This is a genomic window from Chitinophaga polysaccharea (assembly GCF_007829335.1).
Taxonomy (GTDB): domain Bacteria; phylum Bacteroidota; class Bacteroidia; order Chitinophagales; family Chitinophagaceae; genus Chitinophaga; species Chitinophaga polysaccharea_B.
Genome location: NZ_VIWO01000001.1, coordinates 546625 through 571301 on the forward strand (window position 1 = coordinate 546625; position 24677 = coordinate 571301).

Annotated in this window: 20 protein-coding genes; 10 read left to right on the plus strand and 10 right to left on the minus strand. The window is 45.5% G+C overall.

Annotation, left to right across the window (positions count from 1 at the left end):
* Positions 1 to 107: 107 nt before the first annotated feature.
* The 7 genes from FHW36_RS02335 to lptB form a co-directional block, all read right to left on the minus strand.
* Complete coding sequence (locus FHW36_RS02335) at positions 108 to 1565, minus strand: RagB/SusD family nutrient uptake outer membrane protein (RefSeq protein WP_145661643.1); 1458 nt, start codon at positions 1563 to 1565, stop codon at positions 108 to 110.
* Between the two features lie 21 nt (positions 1566 to 1586).
* On the minus strand, positions 1587 to 4757 hold the full coding sequence (locus tag FHW36_RS02340; protein ID WP_186452276.1) for a TonB-dependent receptor: 3171 nt from the start codon (positions 4755 to 4757) through the stop codon (positions 1587 to 1589).
* Between the two features lie 248 nt (positions 4758 to 5005).
* The gene (locus FHW36_RS02345; RefSeq protein ID WP_145661649.1) at positions 5006 to 6115 is read right to left on the minus strand and encodes a FecR family protein; all 1110 of its coding nucleotides are present in this window, start codon (positions 6113 to 6115) and stop codon (positions 5006 to 5008) included.
* Positions 6116 to 6199: 84 nt separating this feature from the next.
* Positions 6200 to 6763 (minus strand): RNA polymerase sigma-70 factor, encoded by a 564-nt coding sequence (locus FHW36_RS02350; RefSeq protein ID WP_222428979.1) that lies wholly within the window; start codon positions 6761 to 6763, stop codon positions 6200 to 6202.
* A gap of 111 nt (positions 6764 to 6874) precedes the next feature.
* Positions 6875 to 7624 carry a 3-oxoacyl-[acyl-carrier-protein] reductase gene (gene fabG / locus FHW36_RS02355; protein ID WP_145661652.1) on the minus strand — a complete coding sequence of 250 codons (750 nt, stop codon included), beginning with the start codon at positions 7622 to 7624 and terminating at the stop codon, positions 6875 to 6877.
* Positions 7625 to 7641: 17 nt separating this feature from the next.
* Positions 7642 to 9174: a GH3 auxin-responsive promoter family protein gene (locus FHW36_RS02360; RefSeq protein WP_145661655.1), complete on the minus strand. Its 1533-nt coding sequence runs from the start codon at positions 9172 to 9174 to the stop codon at positions 7642 to 7644.
* Between the two features lie 22 nt (positions 9175 to 9196).
* Entirely contained in the window at positions 9197 to 9958 is a 762-nt protein-coding gene (gene lptB / locus FHW36_RS02365; RefSeq protein WP_145661658.1) for an LPS export ABC transporter ATP-binding protein, read from the minus strand.
* Positions 9959 to 10127: 169 nt separating this feature from the next.
* Here lptB and metF point away from each other — a divergent pair, with 169 nt between their 5' ends.
* Entirely contained in the window at positions 10128 to 11081 is a 954-nt protein-coding gene (gene metF, locus FHW36_RS02370) for a methylenetetrahydrofolate reductase [NAD(P)H] (RefSeq protein ID WP_145661661.1), read from the plus strand.
* Between the two features lie 284 nt (positions 11082 to 11365).
* Here metF and FHW36_RS02375 read toward each other — a convergent pair whose 3' ends face one another.
* From FHW36_RS02375 to FHW36_RS02385, 3 genes are all read right to left on the minus strand, one after another.
* Positions 11366 to 12052, minus strand: a complete 687-nt coding sequence (locus FHW36_RS02375) for an outer membrane beta-barrel protein (protein WP_145661663.1) — start codon at positions 12050 to 12052, stop codon at positions 11366 to 11368.
* Positions 12053 to 12232: 180 nt separating this feature from the next.
* On the minus strand, positions 12233 to 12850 hold the full coding sequence (locus FHW36_RS02380) for a porin family protein (protein WP_145661668.1): 618 nt from the start codon (positions 12848 to 12850) through the stop codon (positions 12233 to 12235).
* 258 nt (positions 12851 to 13108) lie between these two features.
* Complete coding sequence (locus tag FHW36_RS02385; protein WP_145661671.1) at positions 13109 to 14515, minus strand: TlpA family protein disulfide reductase; 1407 nt, start codon at positions 14513 to 14515, stop codon at positions 13109 to 13111.
* Positions 14516 to 14599: 84 nt separating this feature from the next.
* Between FHW36_RS02385 and rlmD the strand changes: the two genes are divergently transcribed.
* From rlmD to FHW36_RS02430, 9 genes are all read left to right on the plus strand, one after another.
* Positions 14600 to 16051, plus strand: coding sequence for a 23S rRNA (uracil(1939)-C(5))-methyltransferase RlmD (rlmD, locus tag FHW36_RS02390; protein ID WP_145661676.1), 1452 nt, complete (start codon positions 14600 to 14602; stop codon positions 16049 to 16051).
* A gap of 6 nt (positions 16052 to 16057) precedes the next feature.
* The gene (locus FHW36_RS02395) at positions 16058 to 16882 is read left to right on the plus strand and encodes a rhomboid family intramembrane serine protease (protein ID WP_222428980.1); all 825 of its coding nucleotides are present in this window, start codon (positions 16058 to 16060) and stop codon (positions 16880 to 16882) included.
* 47 nt (positions 16883 to 16929) lie between these two features.
* Positions 16930 to 17859 carry a rhomboid family intramembrane serine protease gene (locus tag FHW36_RS02400; protein ID WP_145661685.1) on the plus strand — a complete coding sequence of 310 codons (930 nt, stop codon included), beginning with the start codon at positions 16930 to 16932 and terminating at the stop codon, positions 17857 to 17859.
* Positions 17860 to 17956: 97 nt separating this feature from the next.
* The gene (locus tag FHW36_RS02405) at positions 17957 to 19045 is read left to right on the plus strand and encodes an endonuclease/exonuclease/phosphatase family protein (RefSeq protein ID WP_145661689.1); all 1089 of its coding nucleotides are present in this window, start codon (positions 17957 to 17959) and stop codon (positions 19043 to 19045) included.
* A gap of 28 nt (positions 19046 to 19073) precedes the next feature.
* Positions 19074 to 20216, plus strand: a complete 1143-nt coding sequence (locus FHW36_RS02410) for an endonuclease/exonuclease/phosphatase family protein (protein WP_145661693.1) — start codon at positions 19074 to 19076, stop codon at positions 20214 to 20216.
* 158 nt (positions 20217 to 20374) lie between these two features.
* Complete coding sequence (gene cysS / locus FHW36_RS02415) at positions 20375 to 21874, plus strand: cysteine--tRNA ligase (RefSeq protein WP_145661697.1); 1500 nt, start codon at positions 20375 to 20377, stop codon at positions 21872 to 21874.
* 22 nt (positions 21875 to 21896) lie between these two features.
* Positions 21897 to 22889, plus strand: a complete 993-nt coding sequence (locus tag FHW36_RS02420; RefSeq protein WP_222428981.1) for a M28 family peptidase — start codon at positions 21897 to 21899, stop codon at positions 22887 to 22889.
* Positions 22890 to 22949: 60 nt separating this feature from the next.
* Positions 22950 to 23591, plus strand: coding sequence for a DNA-3-methyladenine glycosylase family protein (locus FHW36_RS02425; RefSeq protein WP_145661704.1), 642 nt, complete (start codon positions 22950 to 22952; stop codon positions 23589 to 23591).
* Between the two features lie 156 nt (positions 23592 to 23747).
* Complete coding sequence (locus FHW36_RS02430; protein ID WP_145661706.1) at positions 23748 to 24650, plus strand: hypothetical protein; 903 nt, start codon at positions 23748 to 23750, stop codon at positions 24648 to 24650.
* Positions 24651 to 24677 lie beyond the last annotated feature (27 nt).

Below are 24677 nucleotides of genomic sequence, written 5' to 3' on the forward strand. Positions count from 1 at the left end.
AGAATTTTTTTATGTTCACCGGTCATAAATTTACTACTGTTGGATCTTCTTTTCCGGATTATTTTATACAAGCGAAAGCCCCATTCAAGGGGCTTTCATCAGGAACTTTATTGTATTGGATTCTGTACAAGGTTAGGGTCCAGGAGTATTTCCTGTTGCGGGATGAAGTGTACTACCCTTGCATCCGTATAGGAAACTGTTTGCGGATTGGTTTGTACACCCGGGTAATTACGGTATACATTCCGGTTGTTGCGGAACAGGTCAAACACGCGATGCGTTTCAAAAGCCAGCTCCAGGCGGCGTTCATCCAACACCACGTCCAGCACGGAAGCGTAACCTTTCAGATCGGTGGGTGTAAATAACGCAGCGCCATTCAGGCCAGCCCGCTGCCGGATAATGTTCACATCTGCGATGGCAGCCGTATTGTTGCCCAGTTTGGCATTGGCTTCCGCCCGGATCAGGTACATTTCTGCCAAACGCAGTACCACAGGGGAACTCAGGGTAGGCACGTTATCCTGGTTAGCGTATTTGAGGATATACCATTTAGGCACGCCATTGCGGGTGGCCAGCACTTTATTCCCGTTGGCATCGGTCGTATATACGGCTTGTACAAATTTATTCCTTACATCTTCCGGATGTTTATGCAACAGATCGAGGTAGGACTGGGAAGCATAAATTTCGCCATAACCCATACCACCGGGCGACATATAATACATAGAACCGATGGAGCTCCAGGTACGATCATCCTGCAAAGTGTGGTGAATAGCAAAGATGGTTTCCTTGTTATTTTCGTTACTCTTGGTATAATAACCCGGTAAATCAGAAGTAGATACCAGGGAATAATTGCCGGAAGTAATCACAGAATCGGCATAAATACGTGCCGAATCATTTTTACCCATATAGAGATATACCCTTGCCAACAATGCCATAGCAGCGCTTTTGGTGGCATAGCTGTTGGTGTTGGAGTTATCCATCAGACCCGTGCCTTTCTTTAAATCGGCTACTATTTGCCCGTATACGTCCTTCACCGTATTGCGTGCAGGCAAAGCGTTGATATCAAACTTAGTGATAACAGGTATTCCCGGATTGGTTTCGGGGCTTTGTGTATAAGGGCGACCGAAGCTCCGTACCAGGCCAAAGTGAACAAAGGCGCGAATGAAGAGGTTTTCACCAATCATTTCATTAATAGCAGCCGATTTCCCTTCGGGCATTACCGCCAGGAGCTTGTTAGCGCCGTTAATAGCTTTATAGCCCATACGCCAGATCTGCAGGGTGTTTCCCTGGTTGGTCAGGTGGCCATAAGTATAAGAGTAAAACAGCGGATCGGTGGTGGCGCCGCTGAGTGCTACATCATCACTGGGAAATTCTCCCATCTGGAAATAGTTACGCGTAAAATTTTCTTCTTTCAACAACGCGTAATTTCCGGCAGTAGCTGCCGGCCATTTGGTTTCATCATTCAGGATGTTGGAATCCGGTAAAGCACTATATGGATCTTTCTTCAACGAGCAGGAAGTTGCCATTGATACCAGCAACAGACCTGCAAAATATTTCGACATGTGTTTCATGATAATCTCTTTTAGCTCCTGTTAAAAATTAATTTCAAGACCTGCAAACCATTTAGTGCTGGATGGATACTTAATGGAGTTGATACCACGATCATCTACCTCAGGATCCAGACCAGAGAATTTGGTTAATGTCCACAGGTTATCACCGCCGATAGAAATTCTGGCGTTGCCAATATGCACGCGGTCCAGCCAGGCTTTTGGCAGTGTATAGCTCAGGTTCACGTTTCTTAAACGCAGGTAGCTACCGTCTTCCAGGAAGCGGGAAGATGGTTTATGTGAATTTTTGTTACCCTTGATTTTAAACAATGGGTGGGTAGCATTGTCGCCCGGCTTCTGCCAACGGCTCCAGCCATTATCCAGCTCCATCATATTGTAAGTATAGTAAGCGCCGTCGTTATCCATCAGCTCACGGGTGTTGTTATACACCTGGTTGCCGGAAACAAAAGCCAGGAAGGCACTCAGTTGAAAGTTTTTGTAAGAGAAAGTATTACGCATCCCTCCGAAGAACTTCGGCGTAGCAGTACCTACAATTTGCAGGGAGGCATCGTTATAGTTGTTGGTCGTGGTTTTACCGGTTACTTTACCATCTGCATCGGTAATCAGTTTTTCCCACAGAGGATCACCATTGGATGGATCCACGCCAGCCCATTTGCGCATATAGAAGCTGCGCATGTCTTGTCCCTGGCGTAATACAAAGTAACCACTGATAGGATCAATGATCTGATCTTTACCACCATATAGTTCTGTTACCTTGTTTTTATTGAAGCCAATATTGAAGTCGGTGCTCCATTTAAACGCCCCCACCAGGTTGTCGGTACTCAGGTTAATCTCAATTCCTTTATTACGCACGGACCCTATGTTCTGTGAAATGTAGCTATAGCCGGCGGTTCCAGGCAGCGGCACATTAAACAGCAAGTCTTTGTTATCTTTCTGGTAAAGCTCCAGTGTCAGGTTAATCCGGTTGAATAAACCCAGGTCGATACCGATATTGGTATTGTAAGCTTTCTCCCAGGAAAGATTTGGCACATTATAAATGCTTTGGTAAGCGGCGGGAAATCCGTTGTACTGGGTATTGATGGCATAGGCGCCAATAGCACTATAATCGCCGATTTCCGCATTACCGGTAGTACCATAACTGGCCCTCAGTTTCAGGTTGGTAATCGCTTTAATTTGCTTGATGAAGTTTTCTTCGGAGATAGCCCAGGAAGCACCAAACGCATAGAAGTTACCATACTGTTGGTTAGCACCGAATTTGGAAGATCCGTCTCTTCTGAAGGAAGAGGTGAAATAATATTTATAAGCGTAGTTATAGTTTGCCTGAACAAAGTAAGAATTGAAGGCGCGGTCTACCTTAGAGCCTCCGATAGACATAGGAGCAGAAGTACCATCCAGTACGCTTACTCCTTGTATGATACCTTTACCTTTTGCGTTAATATCATTCAGGTGAGTTTGCTGAAATTCAGCGCCTACCAGTCCATCCAGGTTATGTTTTTTGTTGATGGTATACCTTGCCCTTAACAGGTTGGAGCTGATATAGCTGGAAGTATCCTGGTAGTAGTTATACAGGTTACCACGATCGTCGGAGCCGGCAGATGTTCTCACATCTCCGTTACTTTCCTGGTTAAAGTGGTAATACTGCGCGCGGTTGGTAGTACTGAAAGTCAACCATTTGGTGATGTCATATTCCAGTTTCACCAATGCTTCGAGCGATTGTCTTTTGTTTTTGGTGTAGTTATATTGCTGGTCATACAGGAAGTTGGTCATATCCCTTCCGTACCAGTTGTCTGCGGTAAGTGGGTTTACCGGCTTGCCTTGTGCGTTGTAGGCTTTATCCCATGGCAGGTTGGTATAGTATTGATACAACGAACCGTTGGAGTTATCTTTATCAGATGTTTGGGTTCCGGCTACGTTGAAGGTAACACGAAATTTATCGGTAATGTTGTGGTCGAGGTTGAGGCGTGCGCTGAAACGCTCTACGCCGGTACCTTTCAGGATACCATCTTCTTTATAGTAGTTACCGCCGAGGTAGAATTTAGTTTTTTCATTGCCGCCGCTGGTAGATAATTCGTAGTTCTGATTGGAGGCATTCTGGAAGGCCAGTTTTTGCCAGTTTGTATTTATATTCCGGAGAGAGGGGTCCAACTTGGCTCCTGCGGCGGTTTGCAGGTCATACAGTTCGGTACCGTTCATCAGGTGAAAGTGCCCGGTATTAAGGTGGGCTGTTCCAACGTTGGTGCGGAAGTTGACCTGTGTTTTACCGGCTTTACCTCTTTTAGTAGTGATAACCATTACGCCATTGGCAGCGCGGGCGCCATATAATGTGGTAGCTGCCGCATCTTTCAGGATGGTAACGCTTTCAATATCACTGGGATTGGGTAGTCCGCCGATGATACCATCTACCACCACCAGTGGTGAATTGCCGGCAGTTAATGTACCGTTACCACGGATACGGATGGCTGGCGCTGCAGCCGGGTCGCCGGAGCTGTTACCTACAAACACGCCACTCACTTTACCCTGGAGCATTTTGTCCATACTGCCGGCAGTAACGTCCTTCAGTTTAGCGCCGCTTACAGCTTGCGCAGCCCCGGTGAGGTTTTTGGTAGTAGTGGTGGTATAGCCCATTACTACTACTTCTTCCAGTTTTTTAGTATCTCCGTCCAGTTTCACATTAATTTCCTGCCGACTGCCTACTACTAATTTTTGCGGTGTATAACCGATAAAGGAAAACACCAGCACGCTACTTTCTGAAGGTGCGGTGATCGTGTATTTCCCGGTAGCATCTGTTACAGCACCAATGGTGGTTCCTTCTACGGCTACGGTAACGCCGGGCAGCGGCTCTTTTGTAACAGCATCTGTTACATAACCGGTTACTTTTACCTGTGCAGTATTGATGGGAGTAATCACTACCAGGTTGTTTTCCAATACACGATAAGTAACGTTGGTACTGTTAATGAGCAGCTTCAGGATATCGTTAATCTTTTTGTCCTTTACGTCGATAGTGACTGTCTTATTTAAATCCGTGAAGTTCTCGTTATAGAAGAAGCGATAATTGCTGCTGTTCTCTATGAGCTTAAATACCTCTTTCACACTAGTATTTTCAGCATGTAGTTCTTTTATTTTATCCTGCGCAAAAGCGCCAGCGGATACTTGTAAAAAACTTCCGAAAATCAGCAGCCCCGTCAGTTTTGTCATGAGCAAAAATTTTCGCCCGGGGCAAAAAAATGCCGCCAGGTTTGCAGTGGATTTCATAAACTTGTATAGATTTTAGTTAAACGAATGATTACGGTGGATGCCCGTCGCAAAGGCATTTTCACCAACAAATGTTGTTCGTTGATTGGGGTAAGTCGCATTACCCCAATTTTTTTAATTGTTCATACCGTGCATGTAAGTTGATTTTATAGGTGATTAAATATTGCTACGTCATATACCAGCGGTGGTTTTTACCGGGTCTTAAATGCTTTTAAATATTTGTTTTTCAATTCATTATCTAACTCCAGCGTCACTACTCCGCTATCGATGGAATATTTCAGCGGCGCGGTTAGCTTCAGGATATTCAATACCTGCTCAAGGGTTTCCTGGCGAAAGGTGCCACTGAACCGGTAGTCTTTTAGCTCCTGGTCTTTAAAAATCACCTTTACATTAAACCTCCGCTCCATGGTGATGGCAAGTTCGTCCAGGGTTTGGGCAGCTACCATCCAATTGCCGTCTTTCCACGCGGTGTATATTTCTGTATCCTTTACATCCAGGCTCTCTATTGGGGTAGCCGTGCTGCTATCTCCCGGGTAATTGACCTTTTTCTGTTGTTCACCTTTGTTGGTTGATATGGTTTTGTTATATACCACATGCTGGTGAGGTTTCATCATGATGCCGAAAGGTGTTTGAGTGTTGCTCCCGTCAATTTTCACTTCTCCTTCTACCAGGGTAGTAACCACCGTTTTGTCTTCCGGATAGGCCTTTACATTGAAAGAGGTGCCGAGTGCGAGTATTCGCAGATCGGAAGCCTTTACTGTAAAGGGTTTCTGTGCATTAGTGTGTACTTTAAAAAATGCTTCTCCTTCCAGTTTCACTTCACGGCCACGGAGATTATAAGATTGTGCATACTGCAGCTTGCTGCCTGCATTAAGCCATACTTCCGTGCCGTCCGACAATTCAATTTTAGTGGTAGCGCCTTTGGGACTGATCACGGTTACGATCGCGTTATTGCTGTCATTTTTCCGGGATACAGACCAGGCATATACCAACCCACTGCCAATCAGGAAGGGCAGCGCGTAAGATGCTGCTATCCGCAGATAATTTTTCCATTTGCTCACTTTTACCACCGGTGTTATGCCCATGTTGTGCTGTACGCTATCCCAGGCTGCGAGGGCATCATAATTCCCTGGCTGGGCCGTCATTTGCCAGGCATCTCTCAGTTGCAGGAAATAAGCCTGGTTTATTGGTGATTCATTTATCCACTGTTCCAGTATTTCTTGTGCATCCCCGGAAATATTGCCGGACAAAAAGCGTGCGATCAGGTCGTTTACCTGCTCCTGTGTATAGTTAAGCCCCATAATCTCTGTAAACAGATACTAAGACAACATTCCGGAACAAACAGGGTGACAAGCATCAAAAAAATTTTGTTTTAAATTAATCATTCATTTCAGCAAGGGAAGTAGTTCATCGCGCAATCGTTGCAGGGCGCGGGTCATCTGGGTTTTAACGGTGTTGACGGAGATGCCCAGGTGGCGGGAAATTTCGGGATAACTCAATTGTTCAAAGCGACTGAGGCGAAACACATCCTGGCATTGCGGGGGTAATTTCCTGATGGCTTTCTCGGCCAGTATTTCCAGCTCAGCGTGTTCCAGCTTTTCAACGGGCGAATGGGTAGATGCCATGCTGAACAGGGAAATACGGGATTCCACCTGTTGCAGTAATTCGTCGCTATATCTCGCTCTTACCTTATGTTGTTTAATATAATTAAGACAATTATTTTGTACGGCCCTGTACAGGTATGCCTTTTCAGACACCTGGATATCCAGATCGTCAAACTTCTCCCATATTTTCATGAAGGTGTCCTGTACAATTTCTTCCGCCAATTCATGCCTGTTCACAAAATCATAAGCAAATGTGCAGAGCGCAGGGTAATACTTCTTGAATAACGATTCAAAAGTGGGCATTCGATGTTGTTGCTGGGCAATATTTTTACTTCGTTCCTCCAAAATCTATAGTCATCCTCACCATGTTCACTGTGCCGAAAAGATACGGAAACTAGCCCCAATAAAAAAACGCGGGTTTATAGCCCGCGTTTTCCTACTATTTAATCAGTTGAATTACATACACAAACCACCGCAAGCGCTGATCGTTTGGCCGGTTACATAGCCGCTCATATCGGAAGCCAGGAACAGGCATACATTGGCGATGTCTTCAGGCGTGCCGAAGCGGGCCAGCGGAATTTGTTGAATATAGTTGGCCGCCCCTTCCCCTTCTTTGAGGTATTGGGTCATATCTGTTTCTACGAAGCCTGGTGCCACCGCATTACAACGGATGTTACGGCTACCCAGTTCCTGTGCAATAGATTTGGAGAATCCAATAATACCGGCTTTCGAAGCGGCATAGCTGCTCTGGCCGGCATTACCCATGATACCTATCACGGAGCTCATGTTAATGATACTACCGCTCTTAGCCTTCATCATAGGACGTATTACCTGCTTGGTCATATTGTATACACTCTTCAGGTTGATGTTCATTACATCATCCCATTGATCAGGGCTCATGCGGAGCAGGAGATTATCTTTGGAGATACCAGCGTTGTTAACACAGATATCAATTTTGCCGAATTCTTTCAATACATCTGCTACCAGTGTTTCGCACTCTTCGTATACGCCGGCATTGGATTTATATGCTTTGGCTTTAACGCCCAAGGCCGTCAGTTTTGCTTCGAGCGCTTTGGCTTTCTCATCAGAGCTTACATAGGTAAATGCTACATCAGCTCCCTGTGCTGCAAATTTCAAAGCAATGGCTTCTCCGATACCACGGCTGGCGCCTGTAACTATCGCTACTTTGTTCTCCAGTAATTTCATGTTATAGTTGATAGGTTTTAAGCATTCATGTTATCAGCCGCAAATTTCAGGATTTCTTCCAGGTAATTGCGGTCATTGTTTAAACGAGGTACTTTATGTTGTCCACCAAGTTTACCTTTACTTTTCAGGAACTCACAAAAAGTACCGGCCGGCAATACATGTATCAAGGGCATATGCAGGGCAATATCTTTATACCTCTTGGCTTCGTAGTCAGAATTGATGGCCTTGAGCGTATTGTCCATTACTGTGGTAAACCGGTTAATATCATCCGGCGCTACTTCAAATTCCACCAGCCATTCATGTCCACCATTGCCATGATCACTGAAGTACACAGGGGCTGCAGTATAATCATTTACAACAGCACCGGTAGCTTCAGCAGCTTTCGCAATAGCGGTGTCAGAGTTTTCCACAATGACTTCTTCTCCAAAAGCATTGATAAATGATTTGGTTCTGCCGCTTACTTTAATGCGATAAGGAAGCAGGGAAGTAAACTGGATGGTGTCTCCAACCATATAGCGCCATAGGCCGCCATTGGTGCTGATTACCAGCGCATAGTTTTTACCCAGTTCCACTTCCTGTAACTGAAGGGTGCGCGGTTCATCTTTACCCAGCTCCTCCATAGGCATGAACTCATAGAAGATGCCGTGGTTAAGGAATAGCAACAGCCCATCTTCTCCAATCACGTCCTGGGCGGCAAAGAAGCCTTCTGATGCATTATAGGTTTCCTGGTAATGCATCAGTGGTTTGCGGATCAGTTTTCTGAACTGTTCGCGGTACGGTGTAAAGCTTACGCCACCGTGCATATATAATTCCAGATTAGGCCATACGTCAGCCAGGTTGTCTGTGCCGGTGAGTTCAAAAATGCGTTTAATCAATACGATAGTCCAGGTAGGTACCCCTGCAATAGAGGTTACATTTTCATGGATAACTGCATTGGCCATGCGTTCTATCTTTTCTTCCCATTCATCCATGAGGGCTATTTCCAGGTCGGGGGTACGGATCATATTACCATAGAACGGCATGTTCTGCAGCATCACCGCACTCAGATCGCCAAAGTAGGAGTCGCTGTTTTCCGACAGTTTGTTTACCTGGTGACTGCCGCCGATGACCAGTGATTTACCGGTAAACACATCGGAGTCAGGGAAGTTATTATAATAGAGAGAAATTACATCGCGACCCGAGCGGTAGTGGCATTCATCGAGACTTTCCACCGTTACGGGAATAAACTTGCTTTTATCAGCAGTAGTCCCGCTCGATTTAGCAAACCATTTGATAGGAGTATTCCAAAGCACATTCTGTTGTCCTTCCATCGTTCGCTGTATATAGGGCTTGATGGTATCGTAGGTATGAATAGGAACGCGCTGCTTATATTCGTCTATCTTATAAATTTTCGAAAAGCCGTATTGTTTACCAAATTCGGTATACTGAGCGGCACTAATAAGGTTTTGGAATACCTGCTGCTGCACCTGCACGGGATACTGCATAAAATATGCAATACGCCCCATGCGCAATCTTGCCAGTTGTGATATTGCAGGACTTAAAATTCTCATATAGGATGCTGTAGAATTATTTTTACTGTTTTGCTGCTTCGTCGAGGTAATCTTTCCGGCGCAGGATAAAATTCTGGCCAAGATACACTTTTCTTACCTGTTCGTCAGCTGCCAGCTCTTCCGCTGTTCCGGATTTAAGGATTTTACCTTCAAACAGCAGGTAAGCCCGGTCCGTGATAGAGAGTGTTTCCTGCACATTGTGGTCCGTAATGAGGATACCGATATTCTTATATTTCAGTTTGGCTACAATTCCCTGGATATCTTCCACCGCAATAGGGTCGATACCGGCAAAAGGCTCATCCAGCAGAATAAATTTTGGATCTACCGCCAGGGCCCGGGCTATTTCAGTACGGCGGCGCTCTCCCCCGCTCAGTACATCACCGGGGCTTTTACGCACGTGGGTAAGCCTGAATTCGGCCAACAGGCTCTCCAGTTTTTCTTTTTGTTCTGCTTTTTTCAGCTTTGTCATTTCCAATACCGCAGCGATATTGTCTTCCACGCTGAGCTTTCTGAATACGGAAGCCTCCTGCGGGAGATAGCCAATACCCATTTGTGCTCTTTTGTACATGGGCAGTTTGGTAATATTCTGGTCATCCAGGTATACGTTACCTTCGTCTGGCTTAATAAGCCCTACCACCATGTAGAAGGAGGTTGTTTTACCTGCTCCGTTAGGGCCCAGCAGCCCTACTATCTCTCCCTGAGACACCTCCACAGATACATGGTTTACCACCGTTCTGTTGCCGTAACGCTTTACCAGCTGGTCTGTATGTATTCTTAATGCCATATGATCAAACTTAGCAAAAATAAGCAATTCATTCACTTAGCCTAGTTATAGTTGAGATAAGATTAAAATTGATCTGATTATAATTAGGGGATATCTTATTTTTGCCCGCGTATTTTTAGCTGGAATAAGGGCACCAGGATCTTCCCCATTCCTCAAAGACGATAACTTTATGAAAGTAACTGAACATATTGCGCAGGCAAAAGACACGCTGATTTCTTTTGAAATCCTTCCCCCGCTGAAAGGAAAGAGCATTGAGTCGATCTATGATCACCTGGACCCCCTGATGGAGTTCAAGCCGGCTTTTATCAATGTCACCTACCATCGCAGCGAGCATATGTTCAAGAAGAAGGCAGATGGTTCCTTTGAAAAGGTGGAAATCCGTAAACGTCCCGGTACAGTAGGCATTTGCGCGGCCATTATGAACCATTATACCGTAGATGCAGTACCTCACCTTATCTGTGGCGGCTTTAGCCGGGAAGAAACAGAAAACGCCCTGATAGATCTCAACTTCCTGGGAATTGACAATGTGTTGGTGTTACGTGGCGATGCTCCCAAAAATGAAACTTTCTTCGAACCCGACCCTCATGGACATAGCTATGCCATTGAGTTACTGGACCAGGTGGCTCATATGAATAACGGTGTATACCTGGAGGATGACCTGCAGGGAGGCGTTAAAACCAATTTCTGCATCGGCGTTGCCGGCTACCCGGAGAAGCATTTTGAAGCGCCCAATATGCAAACAGATCTCGCCCATTTGAAGCGTAAAGTGGAAAATGGCGCCGATTATATCGTTACGCAGATGTTTTTCGACAACCAGAAATTTTTTGATTTCGTGACCAAGTGCCGGGAAATGGGTATTACAGTACCTATCATTCCGGGGTTAAAACCATTGACCAGTCGTAAACAAATGACCATGCTTCCCAGGATCTTCCACGTGGATATCCCGGCAGATCTGTCTACAGAAATTCTGAAATGTAAGACTGATAAGGATGTTGAGCTGGTAGGAACCGAATGGCTGATTGCCCAATCAAAAGAATTAAAAGCATTTGGTGTTCCGGTGCTTCATTATTATACCCTCGGTAAACCTAAGGTGATCCAGAAAGCAGTAGCTGCTATCATGTAATCATCTGCTAAATAACTGATAATGAAATAAGGGAAGGACGGAAGTCTTTCCCTTTTTTGCTGTCTTTCATATTAAAAAAATGCCATCACGTAGATACGTAGTGGCATATCCCTATAACTGTCACACTTTTAATTATAACTGTCCAATGAAAGATGTCACCTGTTGGTGATATCTTTCGGTAATAAGACGCAGTAAACAGACCTATCCCCTATCCATCTCTAAAAAAAATAAGAAAGACCACCCCGGAAGGCGGTCTTTCTTACAAATAAAGTAGTTGGTTAGCCCTACCAGTCTTCCCTGTCGAACAGGAACCCCAGGCTTACTCCCCAATAACGGTTTTTAAATTCATTGTTCGCTGATTTGTCTATATCCACCATACCATAACCATAGGTGGCTTTCAGCGTAAGAAAACAATTGAACTCCAGGCCGGCCGTAAAGTTCAGTCCTGCATCCCATCGCTGCAGGTTCATGTCAGTACCAAAAATGTTGGGAGATGCATTGAAATCCAGCGAATGCGAGGAAGACTGCACCTCTTTACCATTGGTATAAACGGATAGATCGTACTTGCCGCTCAGACAATAGGCGGCATAAGGCCCGGCACCAATCGTAAACTTACCAATACCTATCGGCACTTTATACACCATGTTCACTGGCAACTCAAGGTATCTCAATTTCATCCGGGAAGTGCCTGAAGTAAATACTTCCGTTGGATGTGATATGGTATAGTCCCATCGGGCACCCTTCACAATATAATCGAGGCCCGGTGTCAGGTACCCATTCTTAAAAAGGGGTACATTAAAATAAACTCCCGCATGCCAGCTGTTCATAGTTGTAGGTTTCCGTGAGATACTCGTGCCAGACGACTCCAGCCCGCTATTAATGTATCCTCCATGGATTCCTAAACTCACCTGCGCATGGGAATTCAGTACAATCACTACAATCGCAGTAGAAAACAGTGTAAAGAACTTCATCAGTGGTTCGGTAAATAATAAAAAAATGAAAACCTCGACGCTTATTTTGTTGGGGAAATATTGCTATAACTAAATCGGTTACTGGTTTATGGGCACTAAAGTAAACAAAGGTTTCGATATATAATAAAAAACCACCCGGGAATCCCGGATGGTTAATAAAAAAATCATATAGTAGCAGCGCTATTTCCCGCCGAATTTATATCCGATGGATACACCAAAGGAGGTGTTTTTAAAGCTCGCATCATTAGCGGTGTTTTTCATGGCATTTACCAGGCCTAAATCAGTATTCAGGCCAAAGAATAAACCTGCCGGCAATTCATAACCAACGTTAATGCCTACACCAGCGTCAAAACGCTTCAATTGTAAGAGTCCTGCTTCATCTTCAAACGCTTTCCGTTCTCCAATTACCGGAATGTCTTTATACTTTCCGCCTATGCCATAAGCAACATAGGGGCCTGCGGCCAATACCAGCCGGCCACTACCTACTTCTGGCTTAAACATGAAATTAACGGGGAGCTCCAGGTAAGATAAAGTAGTTTTCATATCGGAGTTCTTATCTTTTCCTCCTTTACCAGAATACAATAACCCGGTTCCAATATAAAATTCATCTGCCAGTGGAATATCTACGGTAACACCCGCTCTGACACTGGTCAGTATTTTACTGGTTTCTTTACTGGAATTCGCAGATTTTGTGGTTACGCTCGAAAATTGCGGACCAGCAACAATCCCCCATTGCACCTGTGCGAAAGTCATACTTGCTACCAGCAAGGCTGCAACGGATAAAACTAATTTTTTCATACAATTTTGTTTTACAATGGTTAAAAGCGGTGCCCAACAGGCAAAAGCACCGCTAACTTTTTGTTTGCCAGCTTTTTAATAGCAACCCTGTTTTTTGCTTGCCAGGAATTAGTTAAGGCTGAATACCCTGATTGTTTGTCAGGTAAACTGCCCTTCCAGGCTTCATCCCCTCCTAGCCAAAGACTATGCCAAAGGAATGTTAAAACAAGATAACTTGCTGACAATCAGTATACCATTGCCCGGCAAATGCCCGGTGGATCAATGTTTTTGCGCTTCACTCCTGGCCATATCCCGGTCCAGGAACTCCTGTAATTGCTCTACTCCTAATTTTTTTGCTACAATTTTCTTTTTGTCGTCCAACAGGTAGATCATAGGCGTACTGTACACGTCATAAAGACGGCGATAGTTAGTAGCTGCCTGCGGATCCGAGCCATGTACCCATCCGCTGAGATGATGTTCGTTAATAAACTGTAGCCATTCTTCGCGGGTTCCTTCTGTTTTCACACCTACCATGGTTACCCCTTTACGCTTCCAGCTGGCCCGGTACGCCGAATCCAACCGGGGAAGCTCTGTTTTACAATGTCCGCAGGTAGGATCCCAGAAAACCAATATGGTATATTTGGCAGGCGTTTTATACAGGGAAAGCATGTTATTGGAAGAATCTTTAAACTCTAGCGGAGCAGCTTGCTTCCCAATCAGGTTTGGCGCTATGGTATAAGCCCGGTCAACAATTTTGTTGAGCTGCTCATTGCTCAGCCAGAAAGCCTCTCCGGGTACATAATATTTCTCTACCAGGTGCACAAAAACCGCATCCATGCCCATATAAGGAGAACTTTCATAATTATAGGTAAGCCACCACAAAACAAATTTGAAGGCTTCCTTGCTCTTACGCGTACGGGCAATCACTTCATCGCAGTCTACCATAATAGAATCCGGGTTAGCCACCACCAACTGGGTAAAGTATTTTTTCAGTTTCCCTTCCAGGATGGGCGTCCTCACCAGGCGGTCGCTATTCAGGTCTACCTGGTCCCAGTAATGGCTTTTGAAATAGCGCCAGGCGAAAGACGAATCTGCTCCAGCGGGTGGCTGTGGTACTTCCGGCTCTTTCATGGCCAGGAAAATAGTGCTGAGAATGGTGCCTGGATGTTGCGTAATGAAGTCGTTCCGGAAATGCTCTATTTTCTTTCCCAGCTCCTTTTGCAAAGGCAGCACCTTTGCGGAATCGGCGGCGCTTTTGGCGGTTTGTAGCTGCGTTTGTATGCTTCTGCTCAGCGATTCCTGCTGAAACAGGAATTTGTTATACCCCAGGAACAGGTCGTTGTCCGGACTTCCTTTATAAACTGTTTTATTGACCAGGTCCGCAGTATCTATGCTCACGCTGAACACCTGTTGCCGGTCGATCAGCGTTTCAATATATTGTTGTTTACCAGGTAATACCAGGAGATAGATGCCGGGCAATAGTTTCTCCTTCCCTTTCAACACCGCGTCGCCTGTGGTACTTACATCAGCCGAATCTGCCAGGTAGGTAGTTCTGCCCATATAATGAGCCAGGAAAAACTTTCCGCTGGTATAATTTTTCAGCTTAACGGTAATCTGGTATCCCTGTGCGACGGCATACAATGGGCCTAAAAGAGCGGCTATCAGTATAACAAATAATTTACGCATAACATTTGACAACAATATGTAAATGTAAGCGGAAAAAAGCAAAAACAGAAAGCGGTGTGGTAAGCGGTAAATACACGAATTCCTATGTTGGATTCAGCATTTCCAATTACCTTTGCAGCCGTGAGGAAAAAAAATGTTGTTTTAGAAAATGTACCCGTTACTGCCTATGCGGCAGAGGGTAAAGCCCTGGCCCGTCATGACGGGAAAGTAATTTTTATAGAAGGCGGCGTAGTGCCGGGTGACGTAGTGGATGTGCGGCTGAGTAAAAATAAAAAGGACTGGGCAGAAGGAAAGGCGGTACACTTTCATAGCTATTCCGATAAAAGAGTGGCGCCATTTTGCCAGCATTTCGGTACCTGTGGCGGATGTAAGTGGCAAATGCTGCCTTATTCCCAACAGTTGGCCTATAAGCAGCAACAGGTAGCCGATCACCTCCAACGGATTGGCAAGCTGGAATTACCCCCCATGGAGCCTATTCTTGGCAGTATTCATACCGAACATTACCGCAACAAGCTGGAGTTTACCTTCAGCAACAAGGCCTATCTTACCAATGAGGAAGTAAAAGCCCTCAATGGCGAAATACCTGTGAGGCCGGCGCTGGGCTTCCATGTACCTAAACTTTTCGACAAAGTATTGAACATAGACACGTGTTACCTGATGCAGGAACCCGTTAATCTCATTCGCAATACCATCCGGGAATATGCGGTAGCGCATGGACTTACATTTTACGATATCCGTGCCCAGCAGGGCTGGCTGCGCAACCTGGTTATCCGGTTATGTACCACAGGGGAAATTATGGTAAACCTGGTCATTCACCATGAAGATAAAGAAAACAGGATCGCTTTACTGGATCATTTACTGAAAACAGTACCGGCTATTACCACGGCGCTGTATACCATTAACCCGAAAGGAAACGATTCTATTTTTGACCTGGAACCGAAAACCTATTTTGGCAAAGGATATGCAGAAGAGAAGCTCGAAGATTTTGTGTTTAAGATAGGGCCTAAATCCTTTTTCCAGACCAACACCTACCAGGGAGAAGTATTATACCAGGTTACCCGGGATTTTGCCGGGCTGACCGGGTCAGAAATCGTATACGACTTATATTGTGGTACCGGCAGCATTGGTATTTTTGTTTCCCGCAACGCCCGTAAAGTAGTGGGTATTGAGCTGATCAGGGAAGCGATAGATGATGCCCGGGAAAATGCCGCCCGGAATAATGTTACGAACGCCACTTTTTTTGCAGGCGACGTAGTGGATATTTGTGATGATGCATTTTTTGCGCATCATGGACAACCGGATGTAGTCATTACAGACCCTCCACGGGCAGGAATGCACGAAAAACTGGTTAATAAGCTGCTTGAAATTGCGGCACCTAAAATTGTATATGTTAGCTGTAACCCCGCTACACAAGCCAGGGACCTGGCATTGCTGGATGCACTTTATACAGTGGAAAAGGTACAGCCGGTAGATATGTTTCCACATACACACCATATTGAAAATGTGGTGTTGTTGAAAAAAAGAGTAAATAACTAAGTTACAATGAACGAGTACAGGCCCGGAAAATTTCAATACCTGCCAATGGTGATCAAAAACCTGATGATCATTAATGGCCTGGTTTGGTTAGTGCAGATTACGCTGCTGAACAGATATGGTTATGATTTGAGTCGTTTGTTTGCCCTGCATTACTGGGGCTCTGAATTATTCAGACCACATCAGTTCATCACTCACCTTTTCCTGCACGATCCGAAAAGCATTACGCATGTGCTCTTTAATATGTTTACGTTGTGGATGTTCGGGGCCACGCTGGAAAACCTCTGGGGCCCTAAGCGGTTCCTGATTTTCTACATGGTATGCGGACTGGGCGCGGCTTTATGCCATATGGGTGTTCTTACCTATGAAAACATGAACCTGACCCATTACGCCAATAATTTCCTCAACGATCCTTCTTTTAGCAACTTTGCCTTGCTGGATAGCAAATTTGACCTGGGTAATGGTACAAACAGTATGGAAAGTCTGAAAACTGCCCTGGCCAACCACGATCCCCAGGCCGTTGATATTGCCCGTTTATATGTCCGGGATTATGTACACATGTACCGCAGCGGCGCTACGCTGGGTGCTTCGGGAGCTGTATATGGCATCCTGTTCGCATTCGGCTACCTGTTTCCCAATACGTACATGTACATTTACTTCATGTTTCCGGTAAAAGCGAAATATATAGTAGGGTTTATGATACTGGCCGAATTATGGTCTGGTATTCAGAATTCCGCCGGCGATAATGTGGCGCACTTTGCGCATCTCGGCGGTGCACTTTTTGCCTACCTCCTACTGCGGGGCTGGTCTAAAAGACGCTCAGATTTTTATTAATACAACTGTATTAAAGCCGTAAATTTGTATTGAAAAATATTTGTACCATGCATGCGTTGGAAAAGGAGAAATTACCCCGCCTCTCTTTAGGAGAAGGAAGAAATATGGTAACACAATTATTAGTGGCTAACCTTACCATCTTTATTTTTCTGCTTTTTACCCTGGTGATCTATAAGATGGAAGATGTGGGCGAGCCCAGGTTTCACCAGGATATTATGACCTGGCTGAGGCTTCCCGGCGATCCGGCCAAATTATTAACGCGCCCGTGGACACTGGTTACTTCGTTGTTTACGCATATCGGTGTTTGGCAGGTATTTACCAATATGGTGTGGCTGTGGTGTTTCGGCACATTTATGCAACACCTGGCAGGCCACCAGCGGATATTGCCGTTATATCTCTTTGGTGGCATTTGCGGCAATCTCTTTTATGTGGCAGCTATGCAGCTAATCCCCTCTTTTCATGCACTGGCCGGCAATGAATACTTCCTGGGCGCCTCCGGCAGCATTATGGCCATCGCTATTGGCGTTACCGCCATCGCACCCCGCTACCGGATATTCCCGTTGCTGGGAGGCGGTATTTCCCTGTGGATAGTAACGCTGCTCTTTATTTCGCTTTCCGTCAGTGCCTTATTAATGACATCTTCCTATGGTTATACTTACCTTCCTGTATTGGCAGGCGGAGGATTGGCCGGTTGGTTATATATGTGGCAGTGGAAAAAAGGAAGCGACTGGGGCGCTGGTTTCAACAGGCTCTCCTTTAAGCTCACACACGTATTCCATCCTGCTTCCCAACAGATAAACCCGGACGATCTTAAAAAAAAGGCCACAGTAACTGAAGCTGAACAACCCTTCAGACGCATTGGTAAAGTGCCGGAACAAAAGCTGAATGAAATTCTTGATAAAATAAACGAAAACGGACTGGCTTCCTTATCTCCTGAAGAAAGGGAAACCCTGCTGAGAGCCAGCCGCACCGAGTAGTTAAGCGTCATATATTTTTTTAAAAGGAGATACACCATTTGTGTCTCCTTTTTTATGTCGTATTTTAGCCGATATCACTATAATTGCTTGTTCCCCTATGCTGATCATTATACTTAAACGCTGTTTACAGTGGCTGCACCTGTTACTGATAACGGCGCTACTACTGAGTACCTGGCTTCCCTACCTCAATCCCGGTCGATGCTGGATAATTGGTTTTGCAGGCCTGTTTTTCCCTTTTCTTTTCCTTGCCTGTATACTTTTTATTCCCTTATGCTGGTGGCATAAAAACAAAAAGTACCTGCTGGCAAATGTGATCACTGTATTGTGTGGCATACCGGCCGCATTGGATACGTGGGGCCTTCATGTGTTTCCTCAGGCGGTAAAACCCGGCAGTGGCCAGTTTACGCTGATGACGTATAACAGCAGCAGTATGGGGCTCCGCGCTTACCAATCTGATACAGCCCGGATCCGGGCTATTTATGACGTATTGGAAAAAGCCAGCCCGGATATACTGTGTATACAGGAGTTTTATACGAACGACGAGCGGGAAAAGGGACAGCATCTGGAAAATATCCGCTTGAGCGGTCGTTATTCCCATCACTTCTTTACGCAGGATAAGATACACTGGAATACCTGGCGCTACGGTATTGTATTATTTTCCCGTTACCCGATTATAGCGGCTACTGCTATCCCCTGTGGAGAAAGCAAAGCGGGCAGCGGCAGCACTTTTTTACAGGCCGATGTGGCGATAGCGAGTGACACTATCCGGGTGTTTTCGGTACAGCTAACTTCGTATATGTTCAACAGTGAGGATTATCAACAGATGAAAGCCCTGCCAGGGAAAGGCCTGTTGTATAAAATACGGCATGCGGTTGAAAAAAGAGCTGCCCAGGCCGTTCAGTTGGCAGGTCTTATGGCAGCCAGCCCATACCCCACGATCGTTTGCGGCGATTTCAACGATACGCCGGCATCATTTACCTATAAAACGGTTAGCCGGCATTTACAAGATGTGTTCCTGGCAACAGGCAGTGGCTGGGGGCGTACCCTCTCCTACCTGTCGCCTTCCCTGCGGATAGATTACATTTTACCGCAGCCTTCCTTTGAAATCCACGGCGGACAGGTTTTCCCGGTAACGCCATCGGAGCATTTCCCGGTTATGGCCTGTCTGTCATTGAAAAAACACTAACTTTAGTACTTCAACAAAGTATGACGCGGTGCGATTTTTAAGACTATTTACGAAAGGATTTTTTCTGACCATCAACTTCGCCGTAGTATTACTTTTTCTGGGTGCTTGTTTAGCGCCTTATATTTCACCGGCATGGTTCTGGCCCATCAGCTTTTTAACGCTGGCCTTCCCGTTCCTGCTGGCGTTGCTGGTAATATTCCTTTTAGGATGGCTATTTTTTAATTATCGCTATGCCTTATTATCACTGATCGCCCTGTTGCTGGGGTGGAAATCTATTAGCGCTTTTGTGGCGTTTCACATGCCATCGGGCAATAAGCCCGCTGCCGATAGCAGCAGCCTCACCGTGATGAGCTATAATGTAAGCCAGTTTGGCCTATACCGTGAAAAGGACAGTAAATACAACCGGCAGGCAATGTTTGCCATGATCAAAAAACAGGAGCTGGATATTGCCTGCTTCCAGGATTTTTATACTTCCGAGAGAAAGAATGATTTCAACAACCGGGAGGATATTTCCCGAGAGATGGCATTACCATATCGCTATTTTTCCAGCGATTTTAACCGGAATGGTATGCAGCACTGGGGATCTATTATTTATTCCCGTTTCCCGATCATCGCGTCCGATAAGGTTAAAATGAGTATGGGCCCCCGTAGCGAAAGCCTGATATATGCCGATATCGTAAAAGGAGCCGATACTATCCGTGTTATTAACATGCACCTGGAATCTTATCGTTTCAATGAACGGGATTATTCCGATATCAGGAAAATCAAGAACCAGGAAGATACTGGCCTGAAAGCCACTAAAAATATCATCCAGAAAATGAGAGAGGCGTATATCCGCCGCAGTCAACAGGCGGATATTGTAGGCGGTTTTATTCGTCAGAGCCCTTACCCGGTTATTGTTTGTGGCGATTTCAATGATACCCCGGCCTCGTACACCTATTTTACCATTAAAGGAGACCTGCAGGACGCTTTTCTGCAAAAAGGTTTGGGAATAGGACGTACTTTTACAGGGCTGGCGCCTACATTGCGTATTGATTATGTTTTTGTAAGCAACTATTTTAAAGTGAATAGCTTCCGGAAAATCACGTCAGACCTGTCTGACCATTATCCTGTAATTGCCAATATGAGCTTAATCGGCAGCGGTAAAACGGAAGTCCAGGTAAATAAATAATTACACATATTATGAAAATGAATTATGCTTTTATGGCTGACCGATGTTGTTGCGCGAGTTTTACTATACCCGGAAAACAATTTTTATCTTTGCCATCCATCAATAAAAAATAAGATGTCAGCCTGTTTAAGTCCGTTGACATCTGTCATTTACAGCATATGTCAGAACTAAGGATATATAATTCATTACACCGTCAAAAAGAAGTATTTACATCATTAACACCCGGCCACGTAGGCATGTATGTATGCGGACCTACTGTATCCGGTGAATCGCACCTGGGCCATGCCCGCCCCTATATTACCTTTGATGTGGTATATCGCTATTTACAGCACCTGGGCTACAAAGTGCGTTATGTACGTAACATTACCGATGCCGGCCACTTTGAGGAAGAAGGCCGTGCCGCTGAAGATAAAATCTCCAAATTTGCCACACTGGAAAAGCTGGAGCCCATGGAACTGGTGCAGAAATATACCAACCTGTTTCACTGGGCCATGCTGCAATTCGGCAACCTGGAACCCAGCATAGAACCTACCGCTACCGGCCATATCATTGAGCAGATTGAAATGATTAAAACAATCATGGAAAAAGGCTATGCTTATGAGGTAGATGGCAGTGTATATTTCGATGTAAAAAAATATGCCGCCAGTTATGACTATGGTATCCTTAGCGGACGCGTATTGGAAGACATGCTGGAAACCACCAGGGAACTAGAGGGCCAGGATGACAAGCAAAACAAAGCCGATTTCGCTTTATGGAAAAAGGCGCCCCCCGAACATATTATGCGCTGGCCAAGCCCATGGGGCGAGGGTTTCCCTGGATGGCACATCGAGTGCTCTGCCATGAGCTCCAAATACCTGGGTAACCAGTTCGATATCCATGGTGGCGGTATGGACCTTCAGTTTCCACACCATGAATGCGAGATTGCACAAAGCGAAATTGCACACGGCGATATGATGGCCCGTTACTGGATGCACAATAACATGATTACCATCAATGGTCGTAAAATGGGGAAAGCTTATGGCAATACCATTAAGCTTACGGAGATGTTTACCGGCGATAACCCTCAGCTGGAAAAGGCATATAGCCCTATGACCATCCGTTTCTTTGTGTTGCAAACGCATTACCGCAGTACACTGGATTTTTCCAATGAGGCCCTGCAGGGCGCCGAAAAAGGTTTACAACGCTTATGGGCAGCCTATGAAACTTTGCAAAAGCTTTCCTACAACGCAGCTGCCGGTCAACCGCTCAACGAAGAACTGGACAAACAGGTACGCCAATGGTGCCTGGAATGCGCCGAATTCATGAACGATGACTTCAATACGGCAAAAGTATTGGCTAACCTGTTTGAAACAACGTCGGTAGTGAACTCCCTGAAAGGCGGACAGATAAAAATGCACGAAATCAGCGAAACAACTTTCCGCCTGTTGCAGGAAACCTGGAAAACTTACCTGGTAGATATCCTGGGTATACGCCAGGAAACCATTACAGGAGAAGACAATAAACTGGATGGGGTATTAAAGATGCTGATCGAGATGCGTAAAGAAGCTAAGAGCCGCAAGGACTACGCTACTTCCGACAAAATCCGGAATGAGCTGCTGGCTATCGGCGTACAGTTAAAAGATGAGAAAGACGGTACCGTTTCCTACAGTCTTCAATAATATTAAAAATACACCTGAAATAATGCGTAAAGCTCTTATTGCACTGACAGCGCTGGCCATAACGGCCGGCGCTTGCCAGCAGAATAGCCAGACTACTGATAATAACAACGACAGCACCGGCGCCAGTAAAGTAGCTAAAATAGATGTGCCGGTACCTGTCTTCCAGGCCGATTCTGCCTATGCTTATACTGCCAAACAGGTAAGCTTCGGGCCAAGAATCCCGAATACACCGGCACAGGAAAAATGTGCCAGTTGGCTGATCAGCAGTTTACGCCCCTGGGCAGATACCGTATATGTACAACGAACCACGGTTATTGGTCCCAAAAAAGAAAAACTACCCTGTATTAATATCATCGCCAGCTTCAATCCTGCTGCCAAACAACGCATCCTGTTGCTCGCGCACTGGGATACCCGTCCCTGGGCTGACGAAGATGCTTTCGATAAAACCAAAAAGCTGGATGGCGCAGATGATGGCGCCAGCGGCGTAGCTGTTTTGATGGAAGTAGCGCGGCAGATGCGGCAGCAGAAACCAGAAGCCGGCGTAGACATCCTGCTGGTAGACGTGGAAGATTATGGCGCGAAGAGCGATGAAAATTCGTTTTGTCTCGGTACCCAATACTGGGCACACAACCCGCACATACCTGGCTACAAGGCTAACTATGGCATTTTGCTCGACATGGTGGGCGGTCGCAATTCGCAGTTCTATATGGAAGGCTCTTCCAAACAATATGCCCCTGCGCAAATGAAAATGTTCTGGGATGTAGCTAACAAACTGGGCTACTCTGATTTGTTCCGCTACGAAAATAACGGGGCCTATATTACCGACGATCACATCGCGGTTAATACGATTGCCAACATTCCTACATTCGATATCATTGCATTACAGGCCAATAACGACTTTGCGCCACACTGGCACACACAGAATGATAACATGGATGTAATAGACCGCAAAACACTGAAAGCAGTGGGTCAAACCCTATTGCAGGTTATTTATACACAGCCTTTCAATTATTGATAACCCGGTCAAGGCGCCGGAGTAGTGGATGATAAGACGTATCAACTAAAACACTGTTTTATGCCCAGGTCAAACGGCACTCCGGCAGCCGAGCCGGTTCATTACCAGGTACATCTCAGCAAGGACAAGAAGCTGCAAAAGATTATTACGGGTCCTTTGTCAACCTTGCCTATACGAAAAAACATTGCGCTCAAACTGATTGGCTCTATTATGAGCCAGCAGCTATCTACCAAAGTAGCAGATGTCATTTATGCCCGCTTTTTAAATCTCTATGCTGGCGAAGAACCCACCGCGCAGCAAATCCTCGATACGCCGGCGCTTACGCTCCGCGGTATAGGATTATCCAATGCCAAAGTAACCTATGTACATAATGTAGCCGCGTTTGTGATTGCTGAGAAATTAACAGATGCGAAGCTCCGGAAAATGAACGATGAGGAAGTGATCACGTATCTTACCCAGATCAAAGGAGTAGGTCGCTGGACGGTAGAAATGCTGCTCATGTTTTTCCTGGGCAGGGACGATATATTTTCCCTGGACGACTGGGGGCTGCAACAGGCCATGATAAAGCTTTACAAACTGGACCGGGACGATAAAAAAGCCTTCCGCGATCAGCTGCGCCGGATATCGGCGAAATGGTCGCCCTACCGCACTCATGCCTGCCGCTATCTGTGGGCCTGGAAAGATAATACCCCGGATAAATAACATCACATATACATTGCGTAGCACGTTGGTATCTTTATGCCATGAACGTACCGGAACACCATCAGCTGCGGCTACTGGCCATAGTTTGCAATTGAAAATTTGAAAAGAACCGACCCTGTTTTGTTGATTTAACCACCCTAAAAGAATGCATCTGCTATGAAAAACCTTGTTTTATTAATCGGAAACGACATTAACAACATCTCCCGGGGACAAAGCTGGAAGGACCTGCTGGGAGATATCATCTCCTTTTGCCATGCCAATGATACCGTAGTACTGGATGAGAAAAAACCCTTTCCCCTGCTATATGAGGAAATTTTCCTGACAGCCAGTAAAAACCACCGGATACGGGAAAAAGACCTGAAATCCTTTATTGCCATTAAGGCAGCGGAAATCAAGGGCAACGGCATTCATAGCGCCATCCGGGCGCTCAGGCCAGCGCATATCCTCACCACCAACTATGAATTTACACTGGAGGGAATTACACCATTAGAGAACACCAGTATTATCAACGAAAAGTTTTACAGCATTTTCAGGAAATACAGTGTCAACGATATCAATTACTGGCATATACATGGCGACTGTCTGAATCCGATGAGCATTAACCTGGGCTTTGAGCACTATGGTGGCCAGTTACAGCTGATGCGTAATTATGTAGTCAGCGGTACCGTATATACGTCTAAAGAAGTTCCAAAACCTTCTTTACTCAAACGTATCCACACCAGGCAGGTATATTTCCATTCCTGGATAGACCTGTTCTTCACAGAAGACATTCACATCTTCGGTTTATCACTCGATTTTGTGGAAACAGACCTCTGGTGGCTGCTTACTTACCGGGCCAGGCAGAAATTCCATCACAAAAATGTACCGGTACCTAACAAAATTTATTACTATATCCCGAACGACTATGTGCCCTCTTCAAAATATAAATTGGACCTGCTGAAAGCAAACGATGTTACCGTTATCAGCCTTCCGGCACCCGATAAGGCGACCTATTATGAATCTATCGTACAATTACTGGGGGCACCCAGCCAAATAGTCTACCATGGCTCCATTAGCTAATAATGGGTAGCTGATAGCCAGACTGGC

Excerpts from the sequence above, each read along its gene's own strand:
- FHW36_RS02430 (WP_145661706.1), top strand. The coding sequence starts at position 23,748 with ATGAAAAACCTTGTTTTATTAATCGGAAACGACATTAACAACATCTCC.
- FHW36_RS02335 (WP_145661643.1), bottom strand. The coding sequence starts at position 1,565 with ATGAAACACATGTCGAAATATTTTGCAGGTCTGTTGCTGGTATCAATG.
- FHW36_RS02385 (WP_145661671.1), bottom strand. The coding sequence starts at position 14,515 with ATGCGTAAATTATTTGTTATACTGATAGCCGCTCTTTTAGGCCCATTG.
- FHW36_RS02405 (WP_145661689.1), top strand. The coding sequence starts at position 17,957 with ATGCTGATCATTATACTTAAACGCTGTTTACAGTGGCTGCACCTGTTA.
- lptB (WP_145661658.1), bottom strand. The coding sequence starts at position 9,958 with ATGGCATTAAGAATACATACAGACCAGCTGGTAAAGCGTTACGGCAAC.
- FHW36_RS02395 (WP_222428980.1), top strand. The coding sequence starts at position 16,058 with ATGAACGAGTACAGGCCCGGAAAATTTCAATACCTGCCAATGGTGATC.
- FHW36_RS02345 (WP_145661649.1), bottom strand. The coding sequence starts at position 6,115 with ATGGGGCTTAACTATACACAGGAGCAGGTAAACGACCTGATCGCACGC.
- FHW36_RS02420 (WP_222428981.1), top strand. The coding sequence starts at position 21,897 with ATGCGTAAAGCTCTTATTGCACTGACAGCGCTGGCCATAACGGCCGGC.
- rlmD (WP_145661676.1), top strand. The coding sequence starts at position 14,600 with ATGTTGGATTCAGCATTTCCAATTACCTTTGCAGCCGTGAGGAAAAAA.
- FHW36_RS02360 (WP_145661655.1), bottom strand. The coding sequence starts at position 9,174 with ATGAGAATTTTAAGTCCTGCAATATCACAACTGGCAAGATTGCGCATG.
- FHW36_RS02340 (WP_186452276.1), bottom strand. The coding sequence starts at position 4,757 with ATGACAAAACTGACGGGGCTGCTGATTTTCGGAAGTTTTTTACAAGTA.
- FHW36_RS02425 (WP_145661704.1), top strand. The coding sequence starts at position 22,950 with ATGCCCAGGTCAAACGGCACTCCGGCAGCCGAGCCGGTTCATTACCAG.
- FHW36_RS02375 (WP_145661663.1), bottom strand. The coding sequence starts at position 12,052 with ATGAAGTTCTTTACACTGTTTTCTACTGCGATTGTAGTGATTGTACTG.
- fabG (WP_145661652.1), bottom strand. The coding sequence starts at position 7,624 with ATGAAATTACTGGAGAACAAAGTAGCGATAGTTACAGGCGCCAGCCGT.
- FHW36_RS02380 (WP_145661668.1), bottom strand. The coding sequence starts at position 12,850 with ATGAAAAAATTAGTTTTATCCGTTGCAGCCTTGCTGGTAGCAAGTATG.
- FHW36_RS02400 (WP_145661685.1), top strand. The coding sequence starts at position 16,930 with ATGCATGCGTTGGAAAAGGAGAAATTACCCCGCCTCTCTTTAGGAGAA.
- metF (WP_145661661.1), top strand. The coding sequence starts at position 10,128 with ATGAAAGTAACTGAACATATTGCGCAGGCAAAAGACACGCTGATTTCT.
- cysS (WP_145661697.1), top strand. The coding sequence starts at position 20,375 with ATGTCAGAACTAAGGATATATAATTCATTACACCGTCAAAAAGAAGTA.